Source organism: Streptomyces sp. NPDC002324, from assembly GCF_053593335.1.
Window position 1 is genome coordinate 13495 of sequence record NZ_JBSFCF010000058.1, and the last position, 14636, is coordinate 28130.

Annotated in this window: 13 protein-coding genes; 6 read left to right on the forward strand and 7 right to left on the reverse strand. The window is 71.4% G+C overall.

Annotated elements, in window-relative coordinates:
- The first annotated feature begins 2 nt into the window (after positions 1–2).
- Genes ACWCRJ_RS41470 through ACWCRJ_RS41485 form a run of 4 tightly spaced genes read left to right on the forward strand, consistent with a single transcriptional unit; the run spans position 3 to position 3057 of the window.
- Positions 3–947, forward strand: a complete 945-nt coding sequence (locus tag ACWCRJ_RS41470; RefSeq protein WP_450944156.1) for a TauD/TfdA family dioxygenase — start codon at positions 3–5, stop codon at positions 945–947.
- A gap of 52 nt (positions 948–999) precedes the next feature.
- Positions 1000–1785 (forward strand): thioesterase II family protein, encoded by a 786-nt coding sequence (locus tag ACWCRJ_RS41475; RefSeq protein WP_450944157.1) that lies wholly within the window; start codon positions 1000–1002, stop codon positions 1783–1785.
- 13 nt (positions 1786–1798) lie between these two features.
- Positions 1799–2563, forward strand: coding sequence for a 4'-phosphopantetheinyl transferase family protein (locus ACWCRJ_RS41480; protein ID WP_450944158.1), 765 nt, complete (start codon positions 1799–1801; stop codon positions 2561–2563).
- Complete coding sequence (locus tag ACWCRJ_RS41485; protein ID WP_450944159.1) at positions 2560–3057, forward strand: hypothetical protein; 498 nt, start codon at positions 2560–2562, stop codon at positions 3055–3057. Before ACWCRJ_RS41480 ends, ACWCRJ_RS41485 begins: the two co-directional genes overlap by 4 nt.
- A gap of 19 nt (positions 3058–3076) precedes the next feature.
- Here the strand turns inward: ACWCRJ_RS41485 and ACWCRJ_RS41490 are convergent, their stop codons facing one another.
- A complete protein-coding gene (locus ACWCRJ_RS41490; protein ID WP_450944160.1) occupies positions 3077–4837 on the reverse strand; it encodes a BTAD domain-containing putative transcriptional regulator in 1761 nt (586 codons plus the stop codon).
- A gap of 277 nt (positions 4838–5114) precedes the next feature.
- Here ACWCRJ_RS41490 and ACWCRJ_RS41495 point away from each other — a divergent pair, with 277 nt between their 5' ends.
- Both ACWCRJ_RS41495 and ACWCRJ_RS41500 read left to right on the forward strand, forming a co-directional pair.
- Positions 5115–5894 (forward strand): ABC transporter ATP-binding protein, encoded by a 780-nt coding sequence (locus ACWCRJ_RS41495; RefSeq protein WP_450944161.1) that lies wholly within the window; start codon positions 5115–5117, stop codon positions 5892–5894.
- Positions 5895–6032: 138 nt separating this feature from the next.
- Positions 6033–6227, forward strand: a complete 195-nt coding sequence (locus ACWCRJ_RS41500; protein ID WP_450944162.1) for a hypothetical protein — start codon at positions 6033–6035, stop codon at positions 6225–6227.
- A gap of 131 nt (positions 6228–6358) precedes the next feature.
- Here the strand turns inward: ACWCRJ_RS41500 and ACWCRJ_RS41505 are convergent, their stop codons facing one another.
- From ACWCRJ_RS41505 to ACWCRJ_RS41530, 6 genes are all read right to left on the reverse strand, one after another.
- Entirely contained in the window at positions 6359–9415 is a 3057-nt protein-coding gene (locus ACWCRJ_RS41505) for an AfsR/SARP family transcriptional regulator (RefSeq protein ID WP_450944163.1), read from the reverse strand.
- A complete protein-coding gene (locus ACWCRJ_RS41510) occupies positions 9415–9630 on the reverse strand; it encodes a hypothetical protein (RefSeq protein WP_450944164.1) in 216 nt (71 codons plus the stop codon). The genes ACWCRJ_RS41505 and ACWCRJ_RS41510 overlap by 1 nt, the downstream gene beginning before the upstream one ends.
- 540 nt (positions 9631–10170) lie before the next feature.
- Positions 10171–10545: a peptidase inhibitor family I36 protein gene (locus tag ACWCRJ_RS41515; protein ID WP_450944165.1), complete on the reverse strand. Its 375-nt coding sequence runs from the start codon at positions 10543–10545 to the stop codon at positions 10171–10173.
- A gap of 97 nt (positions 10546–10642) precedes the next feature.
- A complete protein-coding gene (locus tag ACWCRJ_RS41520; protein ID WP_450944166.1) occupies positions 10643–13750 on the reverse strand; it encodes an AfsR/SARP family transcriptional regulator in 3108 nt (1035 codons plus the stop codon).
- A gap of 267 nt (positions 13751–14017) precedes the next feature.
- Positions 14018–14242 carry a hypothetical protein gene (locus tag ACWCRJ_RS41525; RefSeq protein ID WP_450944167.1) on the reverse strand — a complete coding sequence of 75 codons (225 nt, stop codon included), beginning with the start codon at positions 14240–14242 and terminating at the stop codon, positions 14018–14020.
- A 63-nt stretch (positions 14243–14305) separates the two neighbouring features.
- A complete protein-coding gene (locus tag ACWCRJ_RS41530; RefSeq protein ID WP_450944168.1) occupies positions 14306–14530 on the reverse strand; it encodes a heavy-metal-associated domain-containing protein in 225 nt (74 codons plus the stop codon).
- Positions 14531–14636: the final 106 nt, after the last annotated feature.

The following is a 14636-nucleotide window of genomic DNA, read 5'->3' on the forward strand; positions in this document are numbered from 1 at the left end:
ACGTGACCACTACGACCGCCGGCACGCCCCTGCTGGAGCTGACCTCCGCGGACACCGGTACCCCGGCCACCCCCGAGGGGCTGCTGTCCTTCCTCGCCGACGACGAGCACGTCGGACGTCTCCTGATCGAGCACCGGGCCCTGGTCTTCCGGGGCTTCGGACTCACGGTGGACACCGTCGACCGGGCCCTCGACCTCGTCCTGCCCGACCGGCTGGCCTACGTGCACGGCAACTCGCCCCGCACCAAGGTCGGCGACAACCTCTACACCTCGACCGAGTACCCGCAGCAGTTCACGATCTCCATGCACAACGAGCTGTCCTACGCGGAGACCTGGCCCAGCCGGCTCGCCTTCTTCTGCGAGCAGGCGGCCGAGACCGGCGGCGCCACTCCGGTCGTCGACGGCGAGGCCTGGCTGGCCGCCCTGGACGCCGAGGTCCGTGAAGCCTTCTCGGCCGGCGTTCGCTACACCCAGAACCTCCACGACGGAATGGGGCTCGGCAAGAGCTGGCAGGACACCTTCGAGACCGGCGACCGGACCGCTGTCGAGGAGTACCTGAACGGCACGGAGGCCGAGTGGGCCTGGCGGCCCGACGGCGGACTTCGGGTCAGCCTGGTGCGTCCGGCCACCGTCCGGCACCCCGTCACCGGCGCCGAGGTCTGGTTCAACCAGGCCGACCAGTGGCACCCGGCGGCCCTGGGCGACGAGGCGGCCGGTGCGCTCGCCCAGCTCCTCCCGCCGGAGGACCTGCCGCAGTACGTGACCTTCGCCGACGGCACCCCCATCCCCGACGCCCACGTCCTGCAGATCCGCGACCGCGGCCTGGAAACCGCCGTGGACGTGAACTGGAACACCGGTGACCTGCTGGTCATCGACAACGTCCTCGTCGGGCACGGCCGTCGTCCCTTCACGGGAAGCCGACGGGTGCTCGTCGCCATGACCGGCTGAGCAGCGGCCGCCACGAGCCGAACGCCTCCAGCTCTCGTCCGACGGAGAACCGATGACCCTCCCCGCAGATCTCCTCAGCGTCGCCCCGGCGGCGGACTCCGCGCGTTGGTTCCGGCGCCAGGCCCGCACCTCGCACCCTCGGGTACGGCTGGTGTGTTTCCCCCACGCCGGCGGCGCCGCCAGCCTGTACCGCGACTGGACCGAGGGCCTGCCCACCGGGATCGAGGTCCTGGCGGCCACGCTCCCCGCACGCCAGGACCGGTTCCGCGAACCGCCCGTCGAGCGGATGGACGAGCTCGCGGACCGGATCGCCGAGGCACTGCGCCCGCACCTCGACCTGCCGTACGCCTTTTTCGGACACAGTCTCGGCTCGGACGTCGCCTACGAAGTCGCCCGCCGCCTCGAACGGCTGCACGGGCACGGCCCGCAGCGCATCTTCGTCTCGGGCGCCTCGGCACCGCACGTGGGCGAGCCGGTCGACATCGAGGCGTACGACGACCCGGCCCTGATCGCCGAGATCCAGCGGCTGGGCGCGCCGCACACGGAACTCCTGGACGACCCCGAACTCGCGGCACTGCTGCTGCCGGCGCTGCGGGCCGACTACCGGCTCAGCGCGGCCTACCGGCCCGTCCTGCCCGAACTGGACGTCCTGCACGCCCCGATCACGGCCCTGGTCGGAGACCGTGACCCGCTGGTCCCCGTCGAGGACGCCCTGAAGTGGGCGGAGCTCACCTCCGGCGGATTCAATCACCGGGTCTACCCCGGCGGCCACTTCTACCTGGAGCGGCATCGGCCGGCGCTGCTGCGCCTGATCCAGGCCACGCTGCTGTCGGCCTGAGGGAGCGGAGAAGATGCCCTCACTCATCGGCTCGGCACCGCTCCCCCAGCAGTCGGCGGCGACGCGGGTGTGGTGGTGGGAGCTGCCCGACCGCGTCGACCCGGACGACGTGGCCCTGCTCGGGGCCACCGAGCGCGAGCGCCTCCGGCTCTTCCGGGACGAGTCGGCCGCCGCCGCTTTCGCCCGCACCAGGGCCGCCGCCCGACGGGCACTGGGCGCACTGCTCGGCGTCCCCGCGAGCGAGATCGTCCTGGGCCGGGAGGCTTGCCCCGGCTGCGGTGATCCGCGCCACGGCCCGCCGCGCCTCGCCCACCCCGATACTCCCCTCGCCATCAGCCTCTCGCGCACGACCGGCCGCGGTCTCCTCGCGCTGGGCACGGCGGCCCGGGTGGGCGTGGACGTGGAGGCGCTGCGCTCGTGCACGGACGCCATGGCCGAGCTCGCGCTGACGGACCGCGAGCGCGCGGCCGTCCACTCCGTGCCGCCGGGAGAGCAGCGCGACCGGCTCCTCCTGCGCGGCTGGACCCGGAAGGAGGCGGTGGTCAAAGCCCTGGGCACCGGCCTCGTCGGAACCCGGCTGAACCGCCTGGAAACCCATCTCGACGACCCCGGCCCGGTGCTGATCAGCCATGCGCACCGGGGCCGGGCCACCGCGTGGTCGGTGGCGGACCTCGACGTGGGCGAGGGATACGTGGCGGCAGTGGCGACCCCACCGGCACCCACCGATCCGACCGTCGAGCTCCATCCGAAAACACACCGAGACAAGGATCTGTCATGACTGTGGAGATGCCCTCTGCCCCGCTGCCCGAGGCCGTGCGCGAACACGACGCCGAGTGGGTGGAGTACCTCGACAAGCTCGCCGCCGCCGTGGAGGCCGCCGACCCGGGCACCTCGTTCGACTGGGAGACCCGCGAGCGCCTGCGGATCTCCGCCTGGGTACGCCATGTGTACGACCACCCGAGCTCAGCGACCCTCTTCACCTGGCCGGAACCGAGACTCGCGGCCGAGATGCGACGCCGGGAGATCGCCGCCCTCGCGGGACGGCTCGACGCGGGCAAAGCGGTGGCGCGCCCGGCCCGGCCGGCCTGCGAGGTGTGGGCCGCCGCGGCCGTGGCGGCGGTGTGGGAGATCACTGCGGCGGCCGTGACCAGCGAGCAGCGGCCACCGCGGGAAAGGGTGGTCCGCGACGCGTGGTCGGTCGTGAGGACCGTGATCCTCCCGGCGGTCGACCGGTTCACACCCGTCTTCCGCCGCGCCAGCAGGTCCTGGTGACCGGCCGCCTGCGCGACTACTACGCGACCTCTCTGGCCACGCGCCGCTGCAGCGGGAGCCGCCCTGGCCGGTCCAGCTCCCGGGCGAACAGCCGTACCAGTCCATGACAGAGGTAGATCGGCCGCCCCTGCATGTCCAGGCCGTCGATGTTCAACAGCGCCGTGTCGACGAGTTCCTCGAGCCCGCGTTCGGCCCTGGTCTCGCTGATCTCCAGCACCATCGCCATCTCCTGGGCCGTGCAGCTACCGCTGCTGAACCGGGCCAGACCACGCAGCGCCGCGAGTCCGGTCGCGGACAGCGGCGACAGCGAACGCGCCAGGGCCTGCCGCACGCTCAGATCCCCGAAGCGCAACTCGTCCAGCCTGGTCCGCGGGTCGGCGAGCCGCGCGGCCAGCCGGGCCGGCGACCAGTGCGGCCGGGCCGCCAGCCGGGTGCCGGTGATGCGCAGCGCCAGAGGCAGGCCGGCGCAGTGGTCGACGAGCGCGTCGGTGGCGCCCGGATCCGCCGAGATCCGCTCCCGGCCCGCGGCGGAGGCGAGCAGCGCTCGGGACCCGCGCTTGTCCAGCGGCCCGACCCGGATCGTCTGGGCGCCGGGCACCTGTGTGAGATGGGTACGGCAGGTGATCAGTACCGAGGCCGTCACCGTGCTCGGCATCAGCGGCTGTAGTTGAAGATCGCCCACGGCATCGTCGAGGACGACGAGCATCCGCTTGTCGGCCGTGCGTGCACGGTAGAGGCGGATGAGTTCGTCCAGGTCGTCATGGTCCACCTGGGAGTCGATCCGGGGCTCGCCGAGGGCCCGCAACAGGCGGACCAGGGCGGCGCAGGGGTCGCGCGGCGTACCGTCCGGCTCACGCAGCTCCACGTACAGCTGACCGTCCGGGTAGTGGGCGGCGCCGAGATGCGCCGCCCGGACGGCGAGTGCCGTCTTGCCGATGCCGGCCATCCCGGTCAGCAGACAGCGACGGGGACGCCAGCCCGGGGAGTCGTCCGGTTCCAGGACCGCCCGCAGCGCGGCCACTTCGTCGGCGCGCCCGACGAAGTCCTCCACGTCGGGCGGCAGCATCGCGGGCGCCGAGGCGGCCGGGAACCCCTCGCGCAGAGCGATCAGAGGGGGCGACTCCAGCCCGATGCTTCCGGTCAGCACCGCCTGATAGGTGGCGTCGAGGGCCTCACCCGGATCGACCCCGAGCTGATCGGCGAGCATGCCCCGGCCTTCGTGGTAGACGTGCAGCGCGTCGGCCTGTCGGCCGCAGCGGTACAAGGCGGTCATCAGCTGAGCCCGGAGCTGTTCGCGCACCGGGAACCGGGCCACCAGGCCGATGAGTTCGGCGACGACCTCTTCGTGGCGGCCGAGTGCCAGGTCCGCCTCGATGCGTGCTTCGAGGGCCAGGGTTCGCCCCTCCGCCAGCTGCGGCAGCTCCATGTCCTGCAGATAGTGGGTGGCGTTGCTCAGTGCGGGCCCGTGCCACAGCGTCAGGGCGCGGTCCAGCAGGCGGGCGGCGTCCTCGTACCGCCGTGCCCCGAGCGCGGCGCGGCCTTCCTGCTCCAGTTGTTCGAACTCCAGCAGGTCGATCCGGCTGCCCTGGGCGACCACCATCAGATAGCCGGGCGGACGACGAATGATCTCGACCTCGTCGCCGAGCCGCTTCCGCAGCCGCGACATGTAGGTATAGATCTGCGCGCCGGCCGTGGCGGGCGGTTCCCATCCCCACAGCAGCGCGCTGAGCCGAGAATCGGACACAACCCGTCCCCGGGCGAGCAGCAGGGCGGCGAGCACGGTATGCACCTTCGACCCGGAGAGCGGGATACGAGTGTCACCCCGTCTCGCCTCGATCGGACCGAGAACTCGGAAGTCCATGGTTAACCCCGTTCGGTTGACAGTGCGGTGAGCACTGCCATCCACGGTAGGGGTGGCCGCTTTTGGCGCATTATCGCTTCGATTTCGAGCCGATCTCCGGCCGGCGCCCGGAATGTTCCACGCCACATAGAAACTTCAGAGAACAGCCAGGCAGGCTTGGTGGGTAACGCTCTGCTCACGAGAGGACCATCCCCCCATGCGGACCGAAATCAGTGGTGCCCCGTCCCGTGACGGCGAGCGCCGTAGGTCGCCCGCTCTGACGCTGACCGGCGTCAGCAAGGTGTACGGGAAGGACGGTACCCAAGTCCGCGCGCTCGACCAGGTCTCGGTGGAGATTCCGCGAGGCTCCTTCACCGCGGTCATGGGACCTTCCGGATCCGGCAAGTCCACTTTTCTGCACTGTGCCGCGGGGCTCGACCGGCCGACCTCCGGTTCCGCCAGTGTCGGAGGAGTCGAGCTGAGCCGGCTGGGCGAGACGGCACTGACCAAACTGCGCCGCCGGCAGATCGGCTTCGTCTTCCAGTCGTTCAACCTGGTCCCTTCGCTGACTGTACGTCAGAACATCGAGCTGCCACTGCGGTTGGCCGGTGAGCGCATCGAGAACACGTGGCTGGAGGAGATCCTGGAACGCGTGGGTCTGACGGGCCGTACGGGACACCGGCCGGGCGAACTCTCCGGCGGTCAGCAGCAGCGAGTGGCGATCGCCCGGGCACTGGTCACCCGCCCGGATGTCATCTTCGGCGACGAACCCACCGGTGCCCTGGACACGGTCACCGCCCGCGAGATCCTCGGCCTCCTGCGGACGTGCGTGGACGAGGCGGGGCAGACCGTGGTGATGGTGACCCACGACCCGGGAGCCGCGTCCTATGCGGACCGGGTCCTCTTCCTCGCCGACGGGGCTCTCGCCGGCCACCTGGACAACCCGACGGCGGAAAGCGTCGCCGAGCGGATGACCCGTCTCGGCGCCTGGTCGTAGGAGCGAACGGCGCACGGGCGCCGACGGCGCCGATATCTGAGCGAAATCACGGCAATAGATCCGCTTCCTAATCTCCTCCTAGTTCTTCCGGCGAGCGGCAAGCCGCCGGAATCACAGATCTCCTGGAGGAGAAAAAGGATGCGTAGCACCCGCACAGCTGCTTCCGCCGGAATCGTCTTTGCATTCGCTTTCGGCCTCGTGTCCACCGGCACCGTGTCGGCGAGCGCGAACGAGGCGGCGTCGGTACAGGCTGTGCTGACTCTTTCGGCCTCCTCGGCGGACGCACTGCCCGCAGGCGTCATCACGAGAACCGATGAGGTCCCCTGGACCTGACCCTGGCACCCCGGCGACCTCCCCGCCGGTCCCACACCGGACGAGGCCGGCCTCATGGATGTCACTCTCCATGAGGCCGGCCTCGTCCGGTGTGCGTACCGCCGGGGCTTCGCTCGACCCCGGCGCCCGGATCAGCCGTCGGTGATCCGGGCCAGTTCCTCGACCGTCAGCCGGAACACGGAGGGGTCGGCCACGAGCCGTTCCGCCACCTTGATCAGCTCGCCCGCACGTTCCTCCCAGGCGTGGGCCCCAAGTTCCGCGAAGGTCTTGCGCGCCCTCGCCAGCAACTCGGCCGTCTCCGGCGCCCCCAGCAGCAACTGCGCACACGCGAGATCCGTCTGGGCGCGCGCCCGCAGGTATCGGTCGTTCACGGCGTCGGCGGCCTCCATGGCCTCGCTCAGCACGGGCAGGGCCTCGGAGGGTGCGCCCCTGCGCCAGCGCGCCTCACCGATCCCGCGCAGCACGTGCCCCTCGCCGAGCCGGTCGACGCCGGAGCGAATCAGGGCCAGCGCCTCGAAGCACACCTGTTCGGCTGCGAGGTAATTGCCCTGCAGCATCAGAGCCTCGGCGAGGCGGTAGGAGTTCTGCGCCTCACCACGGAGCGAACCGGCTTCGCGGCTCTTGCCGATGGCCCGGGTGGACAGTTCCATCCCCGCCGCCACATTGCCGCTCTCCAGTTCGATTTGGGCGAGCAGTCCCAGAGCGTGTGATTCGCCCGCCAGATCTCCGGCCGTACGGAACCCCTCCAGAGAACGCCGGGTCAGCCGCCCGGCTTCCGCGAGGTCACCGGAGAACCGCCGGCACAGGGCCAGGTTGCGCAGCACCAGCGCGTGACCGTGGGGCGCGTCGACCGTCTCGAACAGAGCGAGCGATCGATCCAGCCAGGACTCCGCATCTCTGTACTGTCGCTGGTAGATCGCCAGCATGCCCATGGACCGCAGGATGGTCGCCTGGCCATGCCGGTCCCCGGTGCGCTGTGCGGACGCGAGGGAGACCGCCGCACAGGAGGACCAGTCCTCCAGGAAGTTCCGCGCCTCGAAGAGCGTCGTGGCGTTCACGGTGAGCCCCCAGGCGTAGGCCGACCGGTCGGCGGCCGCCGCCTGCGCGATGACGTCGGTCAGCGCGGTGCGCTCCCACTCGAACCACGCCAGTGGTTCCTTCACCAGGGAGTCCACCAGCTCCGACGGCAGCGGCCGACCGAGCGGGAACCCGTACTCGAACGAGTGGTTGCCGCCGTATTCACGCCGGTGGGCCGCATCGGCGAGATGCAGATAGGCCGCGTACACGCGTTCGAGAGCAGCCGCCCTCTCCTCCTCGCTCTCTTCGGCGAGCGCGCACTCCCAGGCGAAGAGCCGCAGCAGGTTCTGGCACTGGTAGCGCACCCCGAGCGAGGGGTCGATCGAAGCGACCTCCAGAAGCTGGGCGTCGATCAACTCCTCGATCAGGATCTCCGCCCGGTCACCGTCGGCGTCGAGCAGTGAGGCGGTGACCCAGCCGGCGAAGGTGGACACCGTCAGGAGACCGATGAGCCGATAGAGCCTGCGGGCCGGCTCGGACAGGTCTCGGTAGCTGAGCCGGAAGCCGGCGCGCACCCCTTGGTCGCCGAGGCTGAGCTCGTCGAGCCGACGCCGCTGGTCGCGCAGGCGCCGCACCAGGTCCGGCACGGACCAGTACCGCTTGGCGGCGAGCCGAGCCCCGGCGATGCGCAGTGCCAGTGGCAGCCGGTCGCACATTTCCGCCAGATCGGCGGTGGCGTCCGGGCTCGCCGAGATTCGCTCGTCACCGGCGATCTCGGCGAGCAGGGACATCGCCTCACCGGACGTCATCACCTGCAGCGGGACCGGGAGAACAGCGTAGTCCCCGAGCAGGTCGGTCATCGGATCCCGGCTGGTGATCAGCACGCAGCAGCGTCCGTTGCCGGGCAGCAGCGGCCGTATCTGCTCGGCGTCCCGGACGTTGTCCAGGACGATCAGAACGCGACGGCCGCCGAGCAGGCTGCGATAGAGCGCGGCCCTCTCCCCGGGATCGGCCGGAATCTGCGCGGTCTGCACGCCCAGCCCACGCAGGAACTGGTCGAGGACGGCGGCGGCGGATACCGGCTCCTCCTCGTGATACCCGCGTAGATCGACGAAGAGCTGACCATCCGGGAAGCGTGGAACGACCTGGTTGGCCCAGTGCACCGCGAGAGCGGTCTTACCCACCCCGCTCACCCCGCTGATGACACCGATCTTCAGCGGGTGCTGACCCAACCGCTCGTCCAACATCCGGTCCAACTGCCGCAACTCCGCCGCACGACCCGTGAACGAGGCTGACTGAACGGGGAGTTGAGTCGGCGCTCCGGTGTGCTGGGCCGGAACCGGGTTGGTCGGCGGCAGGGTGAGCGTGGGCGAGTCCTGCAGGACGAGGTTGTGCAGCGCCTGCAGGGCCGGACCGGGTTCGATACCCAGTTCCTCGGCCATCAGGTCGCGGCCCTCGCGGAAGAGGGCGAGGGCATCGGCCCTGCGGCCTGCCCGGTAGTGAGCCAGGACCAGATGGGCCCGGGCCTGCTCGCGCAGCGGGTGCTCCCTGACGTGGGCGGTCAGCTCAGGAATGATCGTGCGGTGGTGGCCGAGCTTCAACTGCAGCTCCGTGTACTCCTCGTACGCGCTGAGCCGCACCGACGCGAGCCGGTCCGCCTCCTCGGTGAAGCGCTCGCCGTCCAGACCGTCGAAGGCGGGCCCACGCCACAATCCGAGTGCGTCGCCGATCAGTTCACATGCCGCTGCGGCCCGTCCCGCGCGGGCCTCGTCCCTGGCCTGACGTACGCGCTCCTCGAATTCCACCGCGTCGACGTAGTGGTTGAGGCTGTTCAGAACGTACCCCGGATGCGAGGTACTGATCAGCTCGGTGTGACCCGTTTGTTCGCTGAAGACCTTCCGCAGTCCCGCCACGCAGATCGCGATCTGGTTGCGTGCCGTGGCAGGGGCACCACCGGGCCAGACCGCATAGATGAGCGAGTCCACCGAGACCACACGGTTCCGGGCCAGCAGAAGCGCGGCCAAAATGGTCCGCTGCCGGTTCCCCCCCGGATTGATGGTCTTCTCGCCGGCCTGGACAGATAACGGCCCTAAAACCCTAAACGTCAATTTACTCACAGTCGCCCCCCGGTTACCCATCAACGCTTGAGAAGGATACGTCATCGTGATCATTACCGGCAGTAAACCGACCTCTCCCCAGCCGACCCGCTCGGCGACACCGTCGCGGGCATTGCCGGGGTCTCCCGCAGCAGTTCGCGGATCTCCACCTCGACCGGGTCGACGACCGATCCCTCGGCCGGCCGCCGGTACCGCGGTGGCCGGTCGCCCGACAGGGCCCGCACGGCGGTGCTCTTCGAGCTGACCGGATGCCGTGCGATCGACCTCATCCGCATCCGCTCGGCCCGTCGCAGCCCACGAATACTGGCCGGTCCTCCACGAGGATCACCTTCCTTCGGCCCGCCATGAGGAACCTTCTCGATCTGTTCGCCTGCCGGCTCCTGGCCGTGACGCCTCGCGCGATCGACGACGCGCCGGACCCCGCGACCTCGTCGTCATCGGGATCAGGAATCCGGACGCGTCCCTCGGCGAAGAGCCGCTCGATCAGCTCCTACGCCTTCGCCCGCTGGGCACGTGCGAGGGACCGCTCGCCTCGGCAACAGGGGCCCGGGAGCCCGTGCTGTCGTCGGAGCAAGGCCGACCACCCGTGGGGACTTCCGGCCCCGTCGACCGGCACGAGCGTGAAACAACCGAAAGGTCGTCGGCACGGGTCGGTGACCGCCGAGCGAACATCGCGGAAGGTCACGCCGCTCGCCGGTCTCTTCCGCGACATCCGACGACCGTCCCCGAGGGCTTGCCCGGTCACCGCCCCCGGAACGCGGCACGGCCGCCGCGGATGTCCGCGGCGGCCGTGCGTGCGGTGGCGGGGTTCAGCACTCGCCGCGCCAGGTGGCCTTCTTGAAGACGACGCCGGGCGCGAAGTCCCACTTGTAGTCGCCCGGGCCCGGGTTGAAGTGGAGACAGTCGCTGTGCGTGCCCCCGTTGTAGGTCCAGGTGAGCTGGATGTGGTCGGCACCGGGGAAGCTCGTGCCGTTGTTGAAGACGGACCGCCCACTGACGCTGCCGGACCAGTTGCCCTGGCTCTCCACGACCAGTGAACCGGTCTGCCCCGTGCCGGAGTAGATGCAGAAGGCCCCCCGGTCGCAGCCGGGCGGGTTCGGTTCGGCGGACGCGGTGGGCGCCGCGACGGCCACGGCGGCCAGGGCTGCGGATGCGGACAGAGCCGCGATGGTGCGCTTGCGCATCGGGTTCTTCCCCCTTGGTCGGGTCCTGTTCCTTCGTTGCCCCCTCACTGTGGGCGACGGCGGTGCAGCCGGGGCGCAGTGCCGGTTCAGTCCTGGTTCAGCCCGTGTGGACGCTCGGGTCCGGCTCCTCGACGGCGCGTAGTTCGGCGTACTCCCGGGTGCCGTAGAGCTGGAACGTCAGCAGCGCCTCCTGGCGCAGCGCGCGGGCGCCGGGCCGGTCGCCGACGAGTTCGTGGAGGCGGGACAGATCGCGCAGGGTGCGGGCGCGGAAGACCGGATGCCGCAGCCGTGTCCACAGCTCCAGTGCCTGCCGGAGACAGGCCGAGGCATGGTCCACCCGCCCCTGGGCGAGATGCAGTTCGCCGAGGGTGCGCAGCAGCAGTGCCTCGCCGAATCCATCGTCCAGCTCGCGGCACACCCGTAGCGCGCCGAGAAGCGCGGGCAGCTCCGCGTCGTCGGGCTTCAGCCGGAAGCGGACCTTGGCCAACGCCTGTACGGCGTACGCCTCCATCAGCCGGTCATCCGCCGATCGCAGGAGGTCGAGCGCCTGCGAGCACCGTTGCTCGGCGCGCGTCAGGTCACCGTCCGCGCGGTGCACGAGTCCGATCGCCCGCAGGGCCAGCCCCTCACCCCGCCGACTGCCCAGGGACCGGTAGATCGCGAGCGCCCTGCTGAGGTGGACCGTCGCTTCGTCGAAGTTCCCCTTCTCCCGCAGGATCGACCCCAGGTCGTAGCGGGCGCCGGCCGCCCCCGCGGCGTCCCCGAGTTCCTCGAACGCGGACAGGGCCTGTTCCAGACAGGCCGTCGCCTCGCCGAAGTTGCCCTGCTCCCGGCCGGCGACGGCGATCCCCGCGAGGGCCGTGGCCCGGCCGCCGAGGTCGTCCAGGCGTACGAAACCGGCCAGTGCCTCACGGAAGTGGCGCTCGGCCTCGTCGAACCGGTCCTGTTCGTAGCGCAGTTGTCCGAGGCCGGTGAGCACCACGGCCTCCCCGCGCGGGTTCCCCGCCCGGCGGGCTGCGGCGAGGGCGGCGTCGTGGGTGCGCTCCCAGTCCCCGAACTGGTTGTTCACCCGGAAGGAGGCCTGGACGAGCGCCGAGGCCAGGTCGCACGCCGCCTCGTCGAGATCGAGGCGCGCCGCCAGGACCACCCCGGCGACCAGCGAACCGTGCTCGGCGTGGAGCCACGCGCGCGGGTCGGCGAGCAGCCGCCCGCCCAGTCCCAGGTCGGCGTCCGCGCCCTCCGCGGCGCCCTGGGGCGCGAGGTGCGGCACCCCGGTGGGGTCGAGGTCCCCGGCCCGGCGGGTGAGCGTGAGCCAGGTACGCAGCAGCCGGGACAGCGCCGAGGTCCGGTCCTGCCGGGTGTCCTCCCGCTCGGCTCGTTCCCTGGCGTACAGCCGGACCAGGTCGTGGAAGCGGTAGCGAACGCGGCCGGTGCGGTCCGCCCCCAGCGGCTCCAGCAGATGGGCGTCCGCCAGCCGGTCGACCAGACGTTCCGCGTCGGACACGTCGATGCCCGCAAGCGGCGCGGCCACCCAGGGCGCGAGATCCGGTGACTCCAGCATCCCGAGCCGGCGGAAGACCAGTCGTTCCGCCGCCGGCAGCGCACGGTAGCTGACCTCGATCCCGGCCCGTACGTCCAGGTCCCCGGAGGCCATCTCGTCCAGCCGGACGTGTTCGTCGCGGAGCCTCTCGGCCAGGGCGCCGAGCGGCCAGGCGCTGCGGGTGCCGAGCCGGGATCCGGCGATACGCAGGGCCAGCGGGAGCCCGCCGGACAACTGGGCGATCTCGGCCGCCGCCTCGGGCTCCGCCGTCGTCCTCGCGAGACCCGCGAGCCGGGCCAGGAGCTGCACGGCATGGGCGGGATCCAGCACCTCCAGGCCCACCCGCTCGACGCAGTCCAGGCCGTGCAGGGCCTTCCGGCTGCTGATCAGCACGGCGCTCCCGCTGCCCGCGCCCGGGAGCAGGGTGCGCACCTGCTCCTCGCCGACGGCGTCGTCCAGCACCACGAGCACCCTCAGACCGGCCAGCACGGTACGGAACGCGGCCGCTCGTTCGGGCAGCGAGGAGGGGACCTGGCCCGGTCCGACGCCCAGTGCGCGCAGGAAACCCGCGAGGACCTCGGCGGGGTCGGCCGCACGGGCCGGGTCCCCACCTCCCAGCCCGGCATGCAACTGCCCGTCCGGGAAGGCCGACGCGACCCGGTGCGCCACGTGCAGCGTCAGTGCCGTCTTGCCGACACCCGCCATCCCGTGCACGACACAGACCCGGCCGTCCTCGCCGCCCTCGCGCAGTGCGGCTTCCAGACGGGCCGTTTCCCTCGCGCGTCCGGTCAGCCACTTCGGCGGGGCCGGCAGCTGCACGGGAGCCGGTGCCCCGCCGGGCTCGCGCCTCGTGCGCATCCCCCACCGTGCTCGCGTCTCCCGAACGGCGCCGCCTCCGGCGGGCTGGTCGGCCACCAGCAGCCGGGCGTTCGCCTCCCGCAGCTCCGGGCCGGGTTCGATACCCAACTCGGTGTGCAGCAGACGACGGCCGTCCCGGTACACGGCCAGGGCGTCCGCCCGGCGTCCACAGCGGTCCAGGGCGATGATCAGCTGCACCCGTAATCGCTCCCGCAGCGGATGTTCGGCCACCAGCCCGGTGAGGTCGCCCACCAGCTCCGCTCCACCGCCCAGTTCCAGCCGCGCGTCGAGCACGCGCTCCACCGTGGCCAGCCGGATCTCCTCCAGCCGCGTCGCCTCGGCCTGGAGCACCGAGGTCGTCGGAGCGCCGAGCGCGGGGCCCCTCCAGAGCGCCAGCGCCTCCTCGAAGAGGTCCGCGGCACCGCCGTGTTCGCCCCGGGCCGCTTCCGCGTGCCCTCGATCCAGCAGCGCCTGGAACAGCTGCAGATCCAGCTGTCCCTCCTGCGGTTCGAACACATAGCCGCGGGGACGGGTCTTGATCACTTCTCGGGTGTCCGGCCTGTGGAGCACCTGCCTCAGCTTGAGGACATACCCCTGCACCAGCTTCGCCGCCGACGCCGGTGGCCGGTCCCCCCACACGGCGTCGACCAGCCGGTCGACCGACACCAGCTTTCCCGCCTCCACGAGCCCGGCGGTGAGCAGCGCGGTCGGCTTGCGCGGGAACGGCGGCAGCCGCTGCCCGTCGAGCCACACCTCGACCGGCCCCAGCACCCGGAACTCCACCTGTCCCCCACGGCTCCCGATCACCGTGGCGCACCGGTCCTGTGCGCCGTCACTCGAAGCCCTCGGTGTCCACGATGCTCGTCCTGCTCATCCGGCGCCAGACACACACCGGCCAGGGGGTGGGAATGGCCGAACCCCACCGAGTGCGGTGCCGCGGAGGTCCCTCACAAGGGGGCTGGGCAGACGCCCGCGTCGAACGCAGGGGTCTCCTGGGCCGGTCGAGGAGGCGGGCGCCGATGACCGCTGTCCGGAGGGTGCGGCGGTCGGTGGGGTCGGTCGGGTCCACCCCGGTCAGGGTGTGGACGCGGGCCGGCCGGTAGGTACGCCGTGAGGGTGTCGAGCAGGGGCACCGCCCCGCCGCGCCTGCTCCTGCTCCTGCTCCTGCTCCTGCTCCTGCTCCTGCTCCTGCTCCTGCTCCTGCGGGCCGAGCGTGCTGCTCATCAGGTCGACGAGCGCCTGCCGGTCGGTGCTGACGGTTTCCCTTCGCCTCGGACTGATTCCGTCTGATTCCGTCACTCGCCGATCACGACCATGCCGTTGCCACCGGCCGGCCCCGGCCTCTCCATCCTGCTTCCCGGCTCAGGCCGCGGCCCGCCGTACGACCTCGGCGACCTCGTAGCCCGCCTCGACGATCGCCGCGCGTACGGCCGCGTCGTCGGCCGTCTCGCCGCGTACGGTCACCAGGCCGGCGCGTACGTCGACATCGACCTCGCTCACGCCGGGCACCGCGGCGACCTCCTCGGTGACGCTCGTGGCGCAGTGGCCACAGCTCATCCCGGACACGGTGAAGTACTTCTCGGCCATGGGTCGCTCCTGTCCTCGGGCGGCCCGGTGACCGTGCCGTCGGGGGCGCACGGGCCGCGTGGCACCAGGTACGGCGGATCACCCCACGACGTTCATCCCCGGCCCG